Source organism: Legionella quateirensis (assembly GCF_001467955.1).
Classification (GTDB): Bacteria; Pseudomonadota; Gammaproteobacteria; order Legionellales; family Legionellaceae; genus Legionella; species Legionella quateirensis.
In genome coordinates, this window is record NZ_LNYR01000003.1 from 146648 (window position 1) to 165416 (window position 18769).

The following is an 18769-nucleotide window of genomic DNA, read 5'->3' on the forward strand; positions in this document are numbered from 1 at the left end:
TGGTCGGCGCCTACTTATAACCTGAATAAAGAACCTGGCTTTTTGCCTGCTGCACGAATTGACCATCGGGTGTGTAGCGTTTTTCCTGTACCATGCGATTCACCATTTCCATGCTTTGACAACCACCCCTGTCAGCAAAGGGACATCTGGCATCCTCATTGTCCAGGATGGATTTGGAGCAGGCAGATAACTGCGACACTAAGAAAAGAGTAATCAATAAAAATAGAGGTTTAATCATGAAGTGGCTCCTCATTTTGTACGGTTGAAAATAAGGGGGTAGGTGGTTGTCCTGGTTGATTTAAGAGGGGATTCTCAACTGGATTAACGGTTTGAACCATGGGCTCTTGATTATTGGACTGCATCAATGAAGCGCCATTCACAGGGTGTGTATTTAATTCATAGGCACGGCTTACAGTGGTTGTAACCCCAGACTCGTTTTGAGCATGTCCTTCGTTGATAGCGCGTCCTGACTCGTACACCTGATGTTCTTTGTCTATCCAAAAGCCTTTAGTAAATAAAACTGAAACACGACGACCAGCACGTGCCACAACCAGTGGATGATAAATATCAGCAATGCGCATTACATAGTCTGAAATACGATTGGCAGGATTACTAAGCGCACCACCAGCAGCCGATTGAGCAAGGGTTGATGCCTGCCCATAGGTTGTAATGGTGCCAGCCCCGGGATTGATTGTTTGAGCGGTATTTAAATTCTTTAACCCATCACCAAATCCTGCCAGCATGCCTGCCGCTGCCGAATAGGTTAACAGAGGTTTTGTTTTTAAAATGGAAGTTCCGCGTAAATCCTGCATGGCATCCAAATCAAATACAGAGCCGTAGGCCTTTTGTTCAAAATTGATGTTGTTTCCTGCGCAAGACAGTGTTTCTAAATGCATCACCACGGAACTTCCTGATAAATCACCATAAGTGGATACCAGGGCGACACAGTCTTCCAGATGAGAATGCTGGTTGTTGGGCATGATTCCTCCGCTGGTAAGGCGGATTAAAGCAGTTCCCATGTTTTTTGAGCCGTTTATTCCTGCATCACCTAAAACCCCAGTCAGCAACACCCCTTCAACAAAGGTTCCCGCCCAAACGTAATTTTTAGCGGTTCGTACTTCTTTGTTTCTTTTCTTCCGGTTGTTAAATTGCACTGTTTCCAGTCCTGATTTTGCTAGCAGTTCGCGCTCTGCCAGATGCTTTTTCTTTTGCTGTGCTTCCATTTCTTCACGAGTTGGCGGCCTAACGGTGACCAGGCTTGCCTGACGGGTAGAAACCAGTGCAACCTGTAATTGTTCGTTCATTTTTTTATTTTCTTCTTCAAGGTGTGCAAGCTGTTCTTTCATGGCCTGTACCAAGGCTTTTGTTTCCGAATCTTCTGTATTCACAGGTGCTGCTTTCTGCTGATTTTTATGATGTTCTGCCACTAACTCTTTTAAAGAATCAATTTGTTGCTGCTGTTGCAGAAGGAGTGCTTCGTCACTGCCCTGATTAAAAGTACTTTCAAAAATACTCTCGAACGGAGCTTCTTCCTGGTGGACTGGTTTTTTTTTCTCAGCTGATGAGTAACAATAAAATCCATAGGATGCGCCACCCACTAGTAATAAAATGGCCGCGTGCTTCAATTGTTCCTTTTTAGCCAGTTTATTGGCGTTTTGAGGCTTTAGCGTCAGCCATCGTTTTATTTTTTTAAACATTACCTACTCTCCTTCCAACTCTTTTTAAGCAGCGTCTGATTTATCCCTGATTGCTGTATAACCCGTATAAATAAGCGATTTTTTTGGGAGGAAGTTCCTCTTCACTTAATGACAGGGATTCTGCGTCCTTATGGGCAAATAAGGCTGTTGTAAGCGCTAGTTCATGATTTGATGTATTTTCTAACCGATAGATAAAGCCTGAGAAACGCTTACCCTGATATTGCTTTTCAAGGGTTACCTTTATGTTTTTTTTAATGTAAAAAGTTCGTGGAACAACCCGTTTTTCATTAAATTCTTTGGGAGTCTCCCCTGCTTTCATGGCAGCCATTGCCTCATCTACTTCACTGGCATCAGGGGTATCCAGTTTCACAAATTTCAATTTTGTTTGAGCGCGCGGCACAAGCCTTAAGGTTTTTCCAACCGATTCATCAGGTGTCAGGGTAAGTGATACGTGATGTCCTTTATCTGTAGTTAGGAACAGGGTAATGGGAACTTGAAAATTGGGCTTTATATACACCGAAGAATCGGTGCTTTCAGGGTTATCCATCTCACTTTTATCTACTGTAATAGCATGCTCTGGGTAACTTAATTTAGTGATCGATTCCCCTTCAACAAACACACGATTAAAGTTAATACTCGATAAGGTCAGATTAAACTGCTCTCCTTCTTCAAAAGCGATGACCGAAGGAGCTGTGCTTGCACCAACAATTCCTGAGCACAAACAACTGATAAGAAGAATGGTTTTTTTAGCTTTATCATAAATTGAGTTAGTCATGGTGTATCTCCTGAATGGACACAAGATTTAAAAGGCCTGATTGATATGAAAACTGCACTCGATACATTTTGTGTTGTGGCTTTAATTGAAGCCCATGGCTTGTGCGATACAATTGCCCTTCGATTTGACCTTGATTTTTAGAGACATCCACGGATACTTTTTCAGCATAAAAAACGGAGCTTACATTTTTTTCATGTACTGTTTTTCGCTCGGCATCCAATAGTTTGGAAAACGATTCCTGGTATTTCGCTGGAATCAGATGAGACAGCATGGTGTAGCGTGCATCAATGGTCTCTGGGTTGTAGGTCAGGCGTAAGTCAGCAGCTTTTTGCGTCATTTCTTTCAGGTATTCGGGTGAATAACCTTTATCGCCAATGCTAAACTCAAGACCAGTGCACACTGGAAGCCAGTGAACCTGCTTATGCAGTAAGGTATAAAAATTTAAGGCGCACAGAACAATAATTGCAAATGTACTCGATAGCGCCCAAATCAGCGTCAGTTTGAATAACAGTCTGTTTTTTGCAATCGCATTATCACGAAATGAAGTATCCATTAAATCACCTGATATAAATTCGGTTGGCAGAATCGGGCAAAGCTCGAAATAAAAGGGACGTTAACCTGTGAGGCAGCGACCAGTACACGATGGCAAACAGACTCCGCAGAGGCAGTCCGCCATACTTGATATGCATCGCAACGCTTAGGGCTGCGCCTATCATAAAAAGCTGATAGGCAAGTCCTGTTAAAAGCCCAATTCCTGTGAGTAAAAAAATGGGCAGGCCTGTGGTAACAGGAATACCCGCAATTTTTGGCTCATCAGAGAGCATAAAGGTTTGGTAGTTGCGAGCCATTATTTCAATGCCCAGTGAGTAAACACCATCAATACCGGAACACCCGCAAGGACTGCGATATTTTTGGTTTTGATGTAGGCATAAGCCCCTGCAAGCCCTTCTGCTAACAAAAGAAAATAAGGAAGATCTGAATCCGCTCCAAAGGTTGCCTTTACTTCCTCTTTTAATCCAGAAAGCCGATTCTCAGCAGCGAAACAAGAGTCAGGCATCAAACACAACAGTGCCAAACTAATCATTAAAAAAGGGAGCAGCTGCCTGGCATACAGATATCCTTTAATGCTCAAATCGTTCATTGCTGTTCTATAGTTCATCACATTCTCCTTTTTTGGTTAAAAAAATCCCCTGAGCCCCAATTTGTGCTCATTTTTTATTCTTTTTATTTAATAAATCGTGTTTTTGCGGTTTTAAAAAGAGTGCTTACTCATCCATGGCTACTCCTTTATTGGGCATGTTTTGACTTAATAGGTGATTGCTCTTTTTCAGTTCATCTAAAATTTGCGTCAGTAGGTGATTTGCTAAATCCAGTTTTTTGAACAAAGCCACATACTCAACTGATTTGGCTACGTCAGGAACCTCGGTATTCAGGGCTAAAACAAGTGCATAAAGTCCTCCACCAGTCAGAACGTGTTTAAAATATTCGAAATCATGTTCCTTATTCATTGCTGCATCAACTGCAAGTATCTGATTGAGCTTAACGTTATTTTCAGGCAGTGTTACGGGCTCTGCATAAATAATTCCACTTACGACCATGAAGGTCATCGATAGCATGAGTGTTTTAATTGCGTTCATAAAGTACCCCTTTTCTATTGGCTTATTTTTATCAGTTAATGCACTGTTTCATTCTCAATCGGATACATTAAAAACAACTGCTGCCTTCTTAATAATGAATAAGCATATATTGCTGCTTGTGCATTCTTATCAAAATCAAAGCCACCTATGTTCAGGGCCGCCTGTTGCAAGCAGGAAATACAACTCTCTAAAATATCAAATACTTCTTGTTCTACATTCATAATGGATTATTTTGATGAGCGATAAGGTTATTGAACCATCATTTAAGTGAAGGTGCATTCACCTAGGTGCAAGGATAAGAAAAAAGTGAAAATTTTTTCTTAGAATGAATAGACTAATTAAAATAACTATTGAAATCGTAGGTAATTATCAAATATTTCATCAACTTTACATAATCGGTAAAGAGTTGTTCCAGGTTAGACTCATGCAATCCCATGTCCTTTAACCAGTTAAAAAAATCCTCTCCTTTTAACAAGTTATGCTCCTCTCTAAATTGTTCGACTTGATATATAAGCTCGCATTGTGTAATTGCATACGTTTGTTGATCAAGAAGAGATAGTAAGTATTGATAACGGAGCCTATTCTTTTTTGTTTCAGGAATTGATAGTAATTTAAGAATATTTTCCACTCTCTTTAGAGACACTAAACATTCTGTCTGCTCATGCACCGGGGCACGCAACCAAACAGGAGACAAAGTGGACTCAATTAATTTTTTTTCAAAAAGAGTAAACTCTCTTTTTTTTCTATTTAAATCAGAAACCGTAGAAAGAATGTGTTGTTGATTTAAAGAAAGCAATAACGACTTTGCATCCTCTTTTTTTGCATCTATATAATTAGATTTAATCAAATGATAAAGATCTTCTGACACGTGTTGAGCAATTTTCTCCCAAGTTCTTTCAGCATAAAAAATGGATCGTATTGAATTTAAAACAGTTCCGTTATTAATACTATTTTGTCGTTCAAGCGTTAGACGAATATTGATTAAAGGAATAGTTTGCACGTTATTGAATTTAGAATAAGCAATTGCCACTTCATCGTCGCCATCTACTTCTTCATTCTTATACATCTCATATATACGCCCATGTCCACGCATGCCAAAAGAATCCAGCTCGGCTGCTCTCAAAGCCCCCATTGAAGCTGCACCCCAAACCTCAATACCGTAGTCTAATGCTGTTAATATTTCTTTATGCCACACAGAAGGAACCCAGGAAAAATTTCCATCGATGATAACTATCCGTTTATACCCTGATTTTATTGCTTTAAGTACATCTCCCTTTTTGATTGAAGGTAAATACGCCGCATGGGGAAGTAGATGTATCGCTTCTTGGTGGGTTAACGAAGTTTCTAAAAAAACTACTGTTTCATACATGACTTATCAAATCCATAGAAATTAGTTTTACTTTTAAAATGCATATTTCTTTGTCATAGTATTTATAAACTAAAATATCCTGATTGTTTCCCTTAATCTTTTCAAACAGAGCTGAAAGTGCATCTTCTATTGTCTTTACCGAATAATTAGGCAACTCAGAAAAATCCTTCTTATCTTTGACGACAGGAAACTCACTAGTTTGAAAATCATACTTTGTATGAATCAAGTCATCACGGGAACCTGCTATTGTAGTTACTCGCGATTGAATAGCCTCAGTCAGTGCTCGATTTAAAGCTATTTGTTTATCGAGATGACATCCACCGCCTTTAAATAGAATTTGATTTTCAAAAGGATTTTTTGATTTAATCCATACCTCAAACGAAGGAATTTCATAAATATTTTCATGAAAGTAAATATGATAATCAAATTTTTTTGTTATATTTTTGACCATTTCACCCTTAACAAAAGCAGTTACGGATATTTTTAGAGCATTTTGTCGTTCTATTACCTCTAGAATTCCGTGTAAAAGGGCCTCTTTAAAGTTATTTCCCCCCGCAAGTCCAGTGGTATCAGGAGAGTAAATCAATACTTCTGGCAAATAAGAATTTAGTGAGAACTCAGCAAAAGGCACAAGAATGGATTTTTCTGCAAATATTAATTCAGCTTGTACCCAATTCATTGGCCGTGAAGAATCACTAAAGTGTACAGACTTTGAAAGATCGTTTAGCGGTATAAAAATAGCTTTGTCTTGAGCTAGCTCAAGCTCTGACTTATTAGTCAGTTGTGGTATTAATTCTTCGGCAAAATATACTTCAATGGACTCCATCAATGCCGAGCACTGAGCGGCCTCTTTTGTTAATCCTTTTCCCTGACTTGTGGTTAACGATTTTGCTCTAGGTCTTATTGCAGTATAGACAGGTAGAGCGGTGTAATCTAAATGGGTTAAATCGGCTAAGCGTGTAATTCCTGCCAGTTTCTTTAAAGAAGTCAATAAACCTAGTGTTTCGCTGTAATTACGAGCTCTTAAAGACGTTTCTTGATGCTCAAAAATCATTTAGAAAGCCTTTCATTAAGATAATAGGCATCAACACCTAAGTTTCTTAGTTCTGATACAAACAATTTACTTCGATATCCTGATGCACAATAAAATACCAACTTCTTATCTTTATAGGATAAGAAAAATGAATAATCAGTATTCTCTTTAACAGGAAAAAATAGATCATCTTCTAATTTGGTAATCTCTCGTTCTTCTTTTTGCCTTATATCAACTAGAAAATGTTTGGTTCTATCAAGTTGCCCCAGGGAAATTCCATAATCAGCGCCCTGATTCTGCAGATAACTTAAGCTGATTTTTCTTTGTTTACATGCAAAACAGTTATTATTTTGCTTTATAGGCATTGAAGAGATATTGAAGTTTTTCGCATCTATTATTCGTATCTGTGGTATTTTTTCATTCTCTATCTTGAGTAAATAATTTAATGCCAAATTAGCAGCCATGGTTCCTGCCATTCCTGTCACAGTGCCTAAAACACCCGCTTCCGAACAATTAGGTATTACACCTATAGGTGGTGGATTTGGGTATAGACAACGATAACAAAAGTGCTTTGTATCAAATAAAGCAAGTTGAATGATATTGACCAAAATACTACAGCTGATAAATACTTTATTCTTTAAAACACAAATATCGTTAATAAGGTATCTTGTTTCAAAATTATCTGTTCCGTCAATAATCAAGTCAATATCAGATACTAAGGAATATCCGAAATCCACATCAAACCTTTTAGTGTGAACCTCTATGACAATATTTTTATTAATTTTTCTTAAAACATCTCTCGCTTTTTCTGCCTTATAGAACCCTATATCGCATTCATTAAATAAGATCTGTCTATGCAAATTAGAAAGGTCTACTTTATCATCGTCGACAAGAATTAACTTTCCAACACCAGCTGCGGCAAGATATTGCGCTACTGGACTTCCTATCCCGCCGAGTCCAACGATCATAATTGTTGCGTTATTTATTATTTTTTGACCTTGCTCTCCAATAACGGAAATTTGACGTTTATATCTATCCACTCTCCTACCCTCCTGAAATAGAAGTCACAATACACACTTCATCATTTGGGTTAAGAATAATGTCTTTAATGGATGATATCTGTTCTGAGTTAACAAATACGGAAATGTATCCTTTTGAACAACCAAAGTCGTCAAACATCTTTTCAAAATTTTCTTTATAAAATTCTGCTAATACTTGTTGCAAGTTTGATTTACTGGAAACCAATTGGGTTTGTTTTCTATCTGAATTAAACTCTATTAATTGATATTCATGCATTCTTATAACCTGTAGATTTTTGTATAAACGACATATATAATTTACTTATATTTTTAACAATTGTGACGAAAATATGAACGAACAACTGTTTAAAGACCTTACTAAAAACTCATCAGCAGCCAAAATGAGGCTATAATCGATTTTTAGAATTAATATATTTCTACAATATCTTGCTCTGCAAGAAAGCTACCTGCTTGGTTGATTTCAGTAATACAGTCATCCCAACAAATCACCATCACTGACTTAGACATATGCGCCATTTCCTCACTGGTATCATCAGGCCTAACAAAAAGTGTCCACTCGTTTTGTACATGGAGTTCTGGCTTGTGAATTTTTTTTATAACACCGTTCTTTCTAGGAAAATAACCACAAATGTAATGGCTTTTATTCTTTACCAAGCGAGGAGGGTCAACCTCACAAACAATACAACATAAAATTGTTTCAAGACTCAAGGAGTATTTCTTTTGGTATAACTTATTTAGACCAATACCTGGAGGTCTAGCATTAGTTTCAATAAACTGAATACAACCATCCTCACTCATGAAAAACTCGGTGTGAAGCACCCCGTTATTGAATTCTAATAACTGGCAAATCTTAACTGAAGCATCCAAAATTAATTGTCTCTGATGCTCATCTAAAATATTCAGACTAAATATAGGCAAATTTTTACTGACCATTAAATGATTTGGATGCGTATATTTTCTGGCTTCTACAAACAATATATTCCCATCAAATACTGCCAATTCTGAATGGTATAAATCATCTGCAACATAAGCTTGAACGATATACTTTTCCTCGCTCTCTTTTTTATTGGCCAAAAAATCACAAAAATCCTTCTCGGTTTTAATATGATATGTCTCATACGAGCCAGATGAATTAATAGGTTTAATAAATATCTCTTGATCACCTATCCTTTCTTTGATTGATTTTAGGTTTGAAGATTCAATCAATGTTGTTGTTTTAGGATATAAAAATAAACCATCCAATTTTTGATACATAAGATCTTTATGACTTAATAGCATCGATGTATTCAAACCCATGCCTGCTATATTTAGTTTTTCCCTGACTCTTGCTACATCAACAAACATATCTTCCGAAAAACAGACTATATAATTAGGGCGAATCGAATCACAAATAGCGAGCAGATCTTCAAATGAAAATGAGCTTACTAATACATTTTCTCTGTCCTTAACAAACTTAGATTCTTCTTTAATCAAAAAAATCGGGGAAATTCCTAGCTGAACTAGTAGATCACAATCAATTAGCTCATAATCCTGGAGGGGATCAATGCATAACAGTGTCTTTATTTTCATTGTATTTAATACCAAAGCATCCTACTAAAAATGTTGTTTTAGAAGGGAACTGATCTACTGAATAACCAAGTTTATCTGTTACTTCTAAAAACCGAGAATCATAAGAAAAAATTGTCTCTCTAGGCAATTTAAATAGATTATTAGTCACTTGATTATTTTTTTCATGAAAAAGTGTTAAATCCAGATTAGTAGCACTTTCAAAAAAAGGGGTACTCTTGAAATGACCTAACTTCTTTATATGATCCGCATATTGCAAATAAGTATCGTATATTAATTCACATCGTTGTGGTTTATTTGAAAATGATGTTGGTTTAAAAGCCATCTCTTCTTTGAGTATTGAATAAAAAACAGGATTGTTTTTATTTTTATCAAAATGCACTGGCTCCATAACAAAGGGAATGTATTTGGATTTATATATATCGCGATACACCTCAACAATAAAATCTAAAGGTAATAAATCATCACCAACAGCTAATCCGTAGCCAGGAACTTGTCCTGTCCCTATAGTAATTAATTGGCTAATCGCATTATTAGTAAATTCATTTTGAGATATTTCTGGATTATTTGCACGAACATAGGCCATTAGATAATTATAAAAAGGCAGATTTGCGTAATATCCTGTTTGATTAGAATCAAACTCCATCACCAAACTCAAAAGAGTAGGTAATTTATTCTCTTTTATTAAAGTTACAATTTCAGAGGGAAATACCAATAACCTTGAACGCCAACTACAATTGGCTGCATCGCACAAACTTTTGAAGGTTAAATAATGATTTCCAAGATCATCTGGAACAGGAATATCCGCCTTAAAATATTTTTCTAAACTAGCATGAGGCCTTGCATCCGCTACAGGACAGAGTAAGAATGTATTCCTTGCGCCGGAAGATATTTGCAATATATCTGTTGGATGATGAGTATTTGAAGCATTATAAAGTGAACTAACGCTTAAAAAATCTCCCTCTCTATAGACCTGATGTGTACTTGACTTCCCTTTAAACTCAATAAACATTTCAAGATTTTTTTCTAAAACCATTGAGAAAGGAACTGAAGACAGTCTGCCACCCGTATTTGGTAAATAAAAATGGTGTTCATCTGCAATAATCTGCCCATACTGATATTCAAGAACAGTAAAAAGCATATTTTCAATGCCATCTATGGTTTCCAATACTTCATAGAGGCGTTTGCTAACCCGAGCTATGTCCGTTTTTACCTTATCCCACGATAATTCACTCATATGGCATCAATTTAAAATCCTATTAATTAACTGAATCATACAAGAGAACATGAGGGTATTCAATCAATCCGTATTTCATGTAATAAAATTTATTGGTAAAAATAACAATTTTTATTGCATTAATGCATTTCAAGTTATAAATTATGTCACATGGAACGCGTTTTTATATAAACGGAGTTTAAATGACAATTGATCATGTGGATAATCAAATCATAAAAATGATAGTCAGCGGCTGTCATGTGAATGACATTGCAGAAGATACAAAAAAGTCAAAGAGATACATTCTTTACCGACTCAGTGACTTAAAAACTAGCTTTAATTGTAAAACCACGCCGCAGTTAATTTATATGCTGGCTACATCAGGTTTAATTAAGTAATATTTTTCACATGGATGTATTATGAATAATTCGATTTATTATTTAGGCTTTAACAAGCTTCTCTCATTAACCAAATGCTCTAAAGAAGCACTTCTCTTAGATAAAATAATTTTTCATCATCAAGGTACCCTTTTAAAGCGCGAAAATAGATTATGGTTTACAAAAAAAATTCCAGAACTTGCAGCAGAGCTTGGGTTTAGCGAAAGCAGAATATATATTTACCTAAAAAACTTAGAAGAAAACGGCTTCATTATCAGAAAACGATTTAAATATTACGGTGTGCCTCGATCGTTTATAACCCTTACAGAAACGCTTCAAAGAAAATTACAACTGATCCCCAAAGAACCCAAAAGCACTATAGAGGTAAAAGAAAAAGAGCTTGTTTCTGAGCCAGATATAAACGAGAGAATGGATTATCTTGTTTCAACAGATATCATTAATAAAGAAAAAAATAGAGTAATTAATAATATTACCTTTTCTCAGTCAGACACCAGATTACCACTCAATGAGCTCCATATTGCTAAAGGGATGTTGATGAATGTTCAAAAGCAACACGGAGTAAAACTATCCTCACCACAAAAGGTCTTGGATGAGGTTGTATTTTCATTAAGTAACCAAGAACAATTCCAAAACATTGGCACTTTTCAACACAAAATTAATATCATTTCTCAACTTCTTCGCTCAAATCGCTGGAGAACACCCAAAGGATTTGATAAATATTCTCCTGAAGGGAAACGTTACAAGGAAAAGCACGACCTGGAAAATGCTGTTCGACTACAATTGAAGAAGGAAGAATGTACATATTCTGGATTAGATGAGATCGCTACACATAAACATTTATCCAATGTTTATGAATTGGCTCATCCCCCATGTACTAACATAGAATTACAAAAGTCACTTCAAATTCAACAAAGTCTTATAAATGGCATTAAAAAAGATATCAAAACAATAAAAAACCCTAATGTATTGGATAATTTTCTAAAAATATTAGCTCAAGAAGAAACAAAATTATCCAAATTACAGGCGGAGTTATCGTTACAATAGATCATGCTACTCCTTCGATCGCTTCGACCGAGATTTTTTGTATACTATTCTCAATCGTTTTAGAACATAACCAGAGAATGAGTGCACCAAAGATGGCATAAAGACCTAGCTGGGTAAATGCGCTCATATAATGTTCATTGCTAATAAGCGGATTTAGTGATTCCGATTGAGTCATTAAATTAGAAAAATAGTTGGATAATGTGGCTGCTATTCCTGAAGCCATCATCCATATCCCCATCATAAGTCCTTGCAGTTTTTCTGGTGCAAGACTTCCTATCATCGCGTAACCAACAGGAGCAATAAGCAACTCCCCTATCGCCTGAAGAAGATAATGCGCAATAATCCAAATCATGCTAGTTAATCCCTCAGTACCACAATTCATTATGCCAACAGTCAATGCCAAAAACGACAATGCAATAAACACTAAGGAACACATAAATTGTTTTGATATTGAAATGGTGATTTGTTTCTTTCTTAGTTTATCAAATAGAGTGATTGCTATAGGTGAGCCAATAATTACAAAAATTGAGTTTAAATTCATTAACCATTGTGGAGGAATATAATAAGTACCTATGTAAATACTCACGTTATACTTCAAGAATTGAGTCACACCCATAGGTCCTACAAAATAAAGCATCCAAAATACAATTGAACTTACCGTTAAAAATACAAAAGAATATATTTTTTTTCGTGCATTTTGTGTACTTAAACTTCGTCCAAGTAATGTTATATAGAATAAAGCCGCAGAACCAATTAAGAGTATGAGGCCATTTGCTAACCAAGAATAATAAAACCCTGCTAGAAGAATAGGTATAATAAATATGATTAATATCAGACCTAGTCGACCCCTCTTTATCTCCTCCCTGGTATTTACTTTATTTTTTGCGAAATATCTCCACGATTTAATAATGAAAAACACCGTAATTAGATTAATCAAATTACTTACTTCAAATAAACGATCGTATCTATCGTGAATATCAATAAATCCGCTCATAACATAACCAGAGAGGAATCCTATATTCATAGCACTGTAATTATGAAAAAATGCTTTTTCTCTTAATTCATTTTCGTTACTTGTAAATTGTTGGGTAATAAGGCAGTTAATACATGTAGATCCTAATCCACACCCTATAAGAAACAAGCTTAACCCTAGATACACAATAGAATCAGAAAAATTAAGTACTATTAACCCTAAAGTTTGTATAAGCGTTGAAATGGCAAATAGCAATCGATTACTTAAAAATCTATCCCCAATGTACCCCGCTACAAAATGTAAAATAAAATTTGATGCCAGAAAAAATCCTACGATTCCATTGGATTGCATTTGAGTTAAGCCAATATTCTTTGTTAAATAAAGGGATAATGATGAAAATAAAATAGCAAAACTGAATGTAGTTATTGCATTTAGCCAATGTAGATAAACTACCCCTTTTCGCTCACCCCTTACAGCATGCATTTCATTTCCTTATTAAAAACTTTTACTGTTACATCACACAAACAATTCTTCAGATTTTACTTGGACTAAATCACTCAATAATTTTTTAGGTTCAACTTGCACGGAGGGAATAGCTGTTTGCTCAGCTGTTATAAATCCATTTTTATTACAATGATCCATAAAACTAAATAGTTTTATAAAGTAATCATCAACGTTAAGAAACCCTATCTTTTTGTCAAGCTCTCCAATTTTTATTGCATTCCATGTTTCAACAGCTTCCTCTAGTGTTCCTAAACCACCAGGCATAACGATAAATGCGTCAGCCAGATATTGAAGCATTTTTTTTCTTTCTTGCATGGAGGAGACTATATGAAGTTCATCTAGAATGTCTAACGGTTTTTCTTTGTCTAAAAGATGTGTGGTAGTAACCCCGATCGCTTTACCGCCCAACTCTTTTACAGTTCTTGCTAATAAACCCATCATACCAAGACGTGACCCACCATAAACTAGTGTAAGTCCATGAGCAGCTATTTCATGAGCAAGCTTAATAACAGCTTCTTTGAATACCAGATTATTTCCAGAACTAGCACCAAGATATACACAAATTGTTTTCATTACTAATTATCTCATTCCCCGTAAACGTCGCACCCATCAATAAAATAATATATCCCCGTAAATGTCCCACCCTTAAAGTTTATAGCTATTCTTAATTGCTATTGAACTAAGTCAATATAATCTTCCATTGATATGATAGTACCTATTTCACTATATCTATTTTCTTTAATGAAGCTATGAAAAGAAGCTTTGGTTGCAGGGTGATCCAGACCATGCTTTTTATACCAATTTTTGAGAATACTACTTTGCACCTTTATGAATTTCTCAAAATCATTATTTAAATCGATTTTTTGATGTTCTGTTAGTTTCTCTAGGTATGTGTTTATCTTTTTGTTTACATACTGTTTGTAGCGATCTGATTGCTCTTCCAATTTTTCTTTCTTTTCTTTTTCTTTAGCTTCTGAGATCTTGCGACGTTCATTAATTACAGCTTTGCTTGATCTGCTAAGCTTATAATCTTTTTTTAATGCTTCAATCAAATACCCAGCTAAGCCTCTAATTTTTCCAGCAACAAAACTTTCTGATTGAGTAATAATTTCTACTTTTTCTCGAATGTACTCACTGTCATACTTTGCATATGTCTCATCAATCATTTGAGTTGAAAATCCAAATGTATTAATCAATATTTGTTTTAATCCTTCGTCAATCGATAAGTCATTAAGTTGGATTGGAGACTCATCAAACTGTTTTTCTAGTTTGAATCGAACTCTAGTTACTTTCTGATTAACTCGTTCTATTTCAGGTAAAATACGAATAGGTGATACGGCATTTACTTCATTAACGCCAACATCAAGTACTCTTTTCTTAAAATCCTTAAATACTTGATATTTTCCATCAAATACGCCCATTAACTTTCTAAAAATCTCTATTGGAAACCATGGTGTCTGTGCAAGTCCTTTGTATCGAATACAGTTCTCGTAAAGTGCTAAGCCATAACCTGATTTAAACTTTGAAATCAGATCAATATTGATTTGGCCATAAATTTCGGGTTGATACATAAGGTCTTTCATTACCTGGCTGTATTCATAGATACAAACCCCGTTAGAAAGCTCCGCAGACGCCAATATTGAGCTAGCCTTCCACCTTTTTTCTTGCCCAGTTGTACAGTCAATAACGTTCCATTCAATAGCTATTGTTATTAATCCAAGTAAAGCTTCTTTTAGCTTTGCAGTATCTTTGCTATTGTAGCCAATCAGTTGATATAGATCTTTTCCTCTGATTTCGAATTGCTGTTTGTAAGGCAGATCTGGGTACGCATTAAACAGCAACGCATTAAAAAGCTTTCGCTGAACTAATGACAAGTTATTAGAACAATGTATCGCGTTAACATGTTTTTTAAGTTCAAGACTTTTATTATTTATTGCTACGCTTCCCATACGTTTCTCCATGCTACCAAACAAGTAATCCGAGTACTCGGATTCACTCTCAATCCGAGTACTCGGATTCTGCTATAATTTGCTCTAAATAATTTGAAACGTGCTCGCACATATCTTCCACATTAACAAAACTAGCAATCTCTTTATTAAGAACAATAGATGGAAGTCCTCGATAATCTGACTTACAAGTAAATAATTTTTTCCCATTTACAGAGATATAAGACTTAGCATTACTGACAGTTTTAGTTTTATTTTTTTGTCGTGACTCGTTCTCTTCAAAAATTTTTTCTAACTTAGCTTGTGAGGTGATTGTTTTACCTAACTGATTGGCAATAGAAAACATTTTACTGTAGTTTTCTTTAGACTTATTAAGTATTTGAACAATCGTTACAGCAAGCTGTTTTGAAAGGGCATGTACATCAGGGATAGCTCTCACTATATCGTCTGGAATTTTAGAATAAGCCATCAATTCGTTGAATGTAGAATAGGAGATGCGTAATTTTTCAGAAAGTTCCTTTTCTGTTTTAAATACATTATCTAATAACAATCGTTTATAAAGCATCGCATTAGAATAATTACTAACATCATTCCGTAATTTATTCTCTGCATCTTGCGATGCAATAGCGTCTTGAACGTTGGGAATATCTTTTCTAATTACAAGAAAGGGGATTCCTAATCTCATGCAGGCGATATGTCTTCTTCGACCGAAAATAACCTCATATTTTATTTTTCCATGAGGATTAGGATGACTTCTTACTAAAGCTGGCTGCAACTGCTTATTTGATTTAATAGAATCAATTAGACCATCAATATCACCTAATTCACCTTCTTGGCGATTAGCGTATTTCCATGGTTCGCATTCCTCTGGATTAACATAAATTAATTCCTGTTCAGCAAATTCAATTCCAGATTGAGTTTTAAAATAAGATGGAGTCTTGGGAGTAGCTGGTTTTAAAATAATTTCTTCTTCAGTAGTCTCTATTTTTTTTACTTGACCACTTTTCATGAGCATACCTAAAGGGCCAGAATTATGAACGTTACGCTTACTATTATCCATGTTGCTCTCCACTTACAAAGGATGCTTTAGCTTGTTTATCCCAGATTTCTTTAAAGTTATTAATAATTTCAAGATTGACATCATCCAAATGTTGCAAGGCTCTACGATAAGCTTCTCGACTACCACGGGGCTTTGAAACATCATAGATGGTTCCGATCTCATTAGCTGCTTTTGCAACCTCTACTGTTTCACACATATGGTTAGTGAGAATATATCTGCCAAACTGCTCTCGCATCATATTCTCCATCTGTAACGCCTCATTACTTCCGCTGTGTTTAGAAATGAGAATTCGTAAATATTCCAATTTTTTTGAAGGTAATTCTTTGAACATGTTTCGTAAGGTAGCTGTATACATAATAAAACTTGAATAATCATTCATACTTGGAGGAATAGGGATAATGATCCCATCGCACGCAATGATTGCATTAAGTGTTAGTAAACCAAGATTTGGTCCACAATCAATTAGAATTACATCATATTGATTTTTAATAATTTTTAATGACTCTGATAATCGTATGAAGGGTGAACCTAGGCGCTCATGATTGTTTTCTTTTTCGTTAGGTAAAATCAGATCGCAATCTTGTATCGCTAAGTTAGCTGGGATGATATCAAGACCATCAAAATGAGTTTTTAATATTACATTTTTTATATTATTAGGATTGGATATTAACACATTGGTTATTGTATCTTCATAACGTAATTCTAAATCAGGTATTAATCCTGAACTAATTAAAGTTGCTGTTCCTTGTGCATCAAAGTCTAAAAGTAGGACTTTTAAACCTTCTATAGCAATTTTTTTTCCTAAATCAACTGTGGTTTCAGTTTTTCCAACTCCACCTTTTAAGTTAGAAACAGCTATGGTTAAACACTTTGAGCCCTTTGGTCTTTTATATCGAGTTTCTGCTTTATCTCTAAGCGCATTAATAGCTGCCAAAGTATATTTTTTAATTTTCCTGCCATTTTCAGAGTCTTCAATTACTATTCCAGGGATATCATCTGATGATTCTAGCAATTTTCTGAACGTAGGATCGGAAACTTTAACCATTTTTGCGGCCTCAATAGCTCCCCAAGTTCTAGGTTTTTTTCTTTTCTCAGGACTAATCACAAAATTTCTTAGTGTTAGTAACATTTCGTTACCTGCTTGATAGAACTTATCCATTAACTGTTCTGGATTATCTGTTCCATACGTAATGATTTGAGGATCAAGCATGATTTCCCTTTTATTAAAATAAGTAATTTTCACATTTCTTATAATTTATCTATGATTTATTGAAAATGCAACAGAAAAATGAAATTTCTATTTACTATAGAAACACAACGTGTTTTAATTTTTTTAAGATCTATTTATTAGTTGTTTAGAAACTAAGTCAGTCAATCTTCTTAAGGGTTATAAGAGAGTCAGAGGGACTTTTACGGGGATTATTAGGGACATTTGCGGGTAAGGGTGAGGCTGCTACGGGACAAGGTGAGACGTTTTCAGGAAGTAAAAATAAGAATAATAACTAAAGGTGCGACGTTTACAGGTCGGGTGGGACGTTTGCAGGGATAATTGAGGAGAGACACTCGTGTCAAATTTAGAATTGAAGGGATTGAAGTTGCTTCGAGCTCTAGACAATTCATTCCAGGATGGAAAATCGAAACCCTGTGAATCGATAACTCATTTAGCTGTTGAGTTATTAAATTCTGGAAAATATCAGCCTAGAAAACAATTTGATGAAACTGTTTTAGATGAGCTTGCAAGCTCCATCAAAGTTCAAGGGATTATCCAGCCACTTATTGTTAGAAAGATTGCAGAAGAACGTTATGAGATTATTGCTGGCGAAAGACGCTGGCGAGCGGCAAAAAAAGCAGGATTAACTTATGTACCTGTTATTATTAGAAATGTTGATGATAATATTGCTCTCGCATTTTCACTGATTGAAAATATTCAACGTGAAAATCTCAACCCAATTGAAGAGGCGCTAGCATTAAACCGTTTTCGCGAAGAGTTCCATATGACTCATGAAGACATAGCACAAATGATAGGGCGCTCTAGAGCTTCAGTTACTAATACGCTTCGCTTACTATCTTTGGATTCTAGAGTAATAGAGATGCTAAACGAGGGTAAGATTGATATGGGACATGCCCGAGCAATTTTGAAACTTTCGCCAGAACATCAATATCAAGTTGCATGTGCCGTTATTGAGAAACAGCTCAATGTGCGTGATACGGAGGCATTAGCAAACCGATTGAAGTCATCAGGGGATAAGGAACATGACAAGACTTTTTTTTCAGCTACACGCCATGACAAGTGTGAGGAGTGGAGTACCTATCTATCCCAACAATTTACAACAAATGTTTCTGTAAAAGTAAATGCTGAAGGTAAGGGAAAAGTGATTATCGAGGTGAATTCTGCTAGTGAGGTTGATTGGTTGATCAAACTAATGAGCGAAAGAGGATAGTTATCCACAAAATCTGTTGATAACGTTGTGTGATAATCGTGGGTTATAACGTAATTAAGCCTGTTAATGA

General features: G+C 35.5%; 22 protein-coding genes and 1 pseudogene. 3 read left to right on the forward strand and 20 right to left on the reverse strand.

Annotated features, from left to right (window positions below):
• Positions 1-10 precede the first annotated feature (10 nt).
• The 14 genes from Lqua_RS02205 to Lqua_RS02270 all read right to left on the reverse strand — a co-directional run bounded on the left by Lqua_RS02205 (position 11) and on the right by Lqua_RS02270 (position 10354).
• Positions 11-238 (reverse strand): hypothetical protein, encoded by a 228-nt coding sequence (locus Lqua_RS02205; RefSeq protein WP_058464704.1) that lies wholly within the window; start codon positions 236-238, stop codon positions 11-13.
• A complete protein-coding gene (locus tag Lqua_RS02210; protein ID WP_058472674.1) occupies positions 231-1697 on the reverse strand; it encodes a TraB/VirB10 family protein in 1467 nt (488 codons plus the stop codon). The genes Lqua_RS02205 and Lqua_RS02210 overlap by 8 nt, the downstream gene beginning before the upstream one ends.
• A 40-nt stretch (positions 1698-1737) precedes the next feature.
• Positions 1738-2472, reverse strand: a complete 735-nt coding sequence (traK, locus tag Lqua_RS02215) for a type-F conjugative transfer system secretin TraK (RefSeq protein ID WP_058472675.1) — start codon at positions 2470-2472, stop codon at positions 1738-1740.
• The gene (locus Lqua_RS02220; protein WP_058464701.1) at positions 2465-3025 is read right to left on the reverse strand and encodes a TraE/TraK family type IV conjugative transfer system protein; all 561 of its coding nucleotides are present in this window, start codon (positions 3023-3025) and stop codon (positions 2465-2467) included. Before Lqua_RS02220 ends, traK begins: the two co-directional genes overlap by 8 nt.
• Before the next feature lie 4 nt (positions 3026-3029).
• Positions 3030-3320 (reverse strand): type IV conjugative transfer system protein TraL, encoded by a 291-nt coding sequence (gene traL / locus Lqua_RS02225; protein WP_021460416.1) that lies wholly within the window; start codon positions 3318-3320, stop codon positions 3030-3032.
• Positions 3320-3631 carry a type IV conjugative transfer system pilin TraA gene (locus Lqua_RS02230; RefSeq protein ID WP_058464700.1) on the reverse strand — a complete coding sequence of 104 codons (312 nt, stop codon included), beginning with the start codon at positions 3629-3631 and terminating at the stop codon, positions 3320-3322. The genes traL and Lqua_RS02230 overlap by 1 nt, the downstream gene beginning before the upstream one ends.
• A 106-nt stretch (positions 3632-3737) precedes the next feature.
• Positions 3738-4109 carry a hypothetical protein gene (locus Lqua_RS02235; protein ID WP_058464699.1) on the reverse strand — a complete coding sequence of 124 codons (372 nt, stop codon included), beginning with the start codon at positions 4107-4109 and terminating at the stop codon, positions 3738-3740.
• Positions 4110-4144: 35 nt separating this feature from the next.
• The gene (locus Lqua_RS02240) at positions 4145-4330 is read right to left on the reverse strand and encodes a hypothetical protein (protein ID WP_058393350.1); all 186 of its coding nucleotides are present in this window, start codon (positions 4328-4330) and stop codon (positions 4145-4147) included.
• Between the two features lie 113 nt (positions 4331-4443).
• Entirely contained in the window at positions 4444-5478 is a 1035-nt protein-coding gene (locus Lqua_RS02245) for a TfuA-like protein (protein ID WP_058464698.1), read from the reverse strand.
• Positions 5471-6532: a YcaO-like family protein gene (locus tag Lqua_RS02250; RefSeq protein ID WP_058464697.1), complete on the reverse strand. Its 1062-nt coding sequence runs from the start codon at positions 6530-6532 to the stop codon at positions 5471-5473. Before Lqua_RS02250 ends, Lqua_RS02245 begins: the two co-directional genes overlap by 8 nt.
• Positions 6529-7551, reverse strand: a complete 1023-nt coding sequence (locus Lqua_RS02255) for a HesA/MoeB/ThiF family protein (RefSeq protein WP_058464696.1) — start codon at positions 7549-7551, stop codon at positions 6529-6531. The genes Lqua_RS02250 and Lqua_RS02255 overlap by 4 nt, the downstream gene beginning before the upstream one ends.
• A gap of 4 nt (positions 7552-7555) precedes the next feature.
• The gene (locus tag Lqua_RS02260; protein WP_019235296.1) at positions 7556-7807 is read right to left on the reverse strand and encodes a MoaD/ThiS family protein; all 252 of its coding nucleotides are present in this window, start codon (positions 7805-7807) and stop codon (positions 7556-7558) included.
• Between the two features lie 149 nt (positions 7808-7956).
• Positions 7957-9120, reverse strand: coding sequence for an ATP-grasp domain-containing protein (locus Lqua_RS02265; RefSeq protein ID WP_058464695.1), 1164 nt, complete (start codon positions 9118-9120; stop codon positions 7957-7959).
• A complete protein-coding gene (locus Lqua_RS02270; protein WP_058464694.1) occupies positions 9092-10354 on the reverse strand; it encodes a hypothetical protein in 1263 nt (420 codons plus the stop codon). The genes Lqua_RS02265 and Lqua_RS02270 overlap by 29 nt, the downstream gene beginning before the upstream one ends.
• A gap of 182 nt (positions 10355-10536) precedes the next feature.
• Here Lqua_RS02270 and Lqua_RS02275 point away from each other — a divergent pair, with 182 nt between their 5' ends.
• Both Lqua_RS02275 and Lqua_RS02280 read left to right on the forward strand, forming a co-directional pair.
• Positions 10537-10731 carry a hypothetical protein gene (locus Lqua_RS02275; protein ID WP_019235293.1) on the forward strand — a complete coding sequence of 65 codons (195 nt, stop codon included), beginning with the start codon at positions 10537-10539 and terminating at the stop codon, positions 10729-10731.
• Positions 10732-10752: 21 nt separating this feature from the next.
• The gene (locus tag Lqua_RS02280; RefSeq protein WP_058464693.1) at positions 10753-11775 is read left to right on the forward strand and encodes a hypothetical protein; all 1023 of its coding nucleotides are present in this window, start codon (positions 10753-10755) and stop codon (positions 11773-11775) included.
• A 1-nt stretch (position 11776) separates the two neighbouring features.
• Here Lqua_RS02280 and Lqua_RS02285 read toward each other — a convergent pair whose 3' ends face one another.
• The 6 genes and pseudogenes from Lqua_RS02285 to Lqua_RS18630 form a co-directional block, all read right to left on the reverse strand.
• Positions 11777-13231, reverse strand: a complete 1455-nt coding sequence (locus tag Lqua_RS02285) for a peptide MFS transporter (RefSeq protein WP_058472676.1) — start codon at positions 13229-13231, stop codon at positions 11777-11779.
• A 33-nt stretch (positions 13232-13264) separates the two neighbouring features.
• Entirely contained in the window at positions 13265-13825 is a 561-nt protein-coding gene (locus Lqua_RS02290) for an LOG family protein (RefSeq protein ID WP_065240137.1), read from the reverse strand.
• Positions 13826-13923: 98 nt separating this feature from the next.
• On the reverse strand, positions 13924-15201 hold the full coding sequence (locus Lqua_RS02295) for a replication initiation protein (RefSeq protein ID WP_238585514.1): 1278 nt from the start codon (positions 15199-15201) through the stop codon (positions 13924-13926).
• A gap of 49 nt (positions 15202-15250) precedes the next feature.
• Positions 15251-16258, reverse strand: a complete 1008-nt coding sequence (locus Lqua_RS02300; protein ID WP_058464690.1) for a ParB/RepB/Spo0J family partition protein — start codon at positions 16256-16258, stop codon at positions 15251-15253.
• The gene (locus Lqua_RS02305) at positions 16251-17468 is read right to left on the reverse strand and encodes an AAA family ATPase (protein ID WP_058464689.1); all 1218 of its coding nucleotides are present in this window, start codon (positions 17466-17468) and stop codon (positions 16251-16253) included. Before Lqua_RS02305 ends, Lqua_RS02300 begins: the two co-directional genes overlap by 8 nt.
• Before the next feature lie 56 nt (positions 17469-17524).
• Positions 17525-17596 (reverse strand): annotated as a pseudogene (locus Lqua_RS18630) (hypothetical protein); the annotation flags it as partial.
• Between the two features lie 227 nt (positions 17597-17823).
• Here Lqua_RS18630 and Lqua_RS02310 point away from each other — a divergent pair.
• Positions 17824-18699, forward strand: coding sequence for a ParB/RepB/Spo0J family partition protein (locus Lqua_RS02310; protein WP_058464688.1), 876 nt, complete (start codon positions 17824-17826; stop codon positions 18697-18699).
• The last annotated feature ends 70 nt before the right edge of the window (positions 18700-18769 follow it).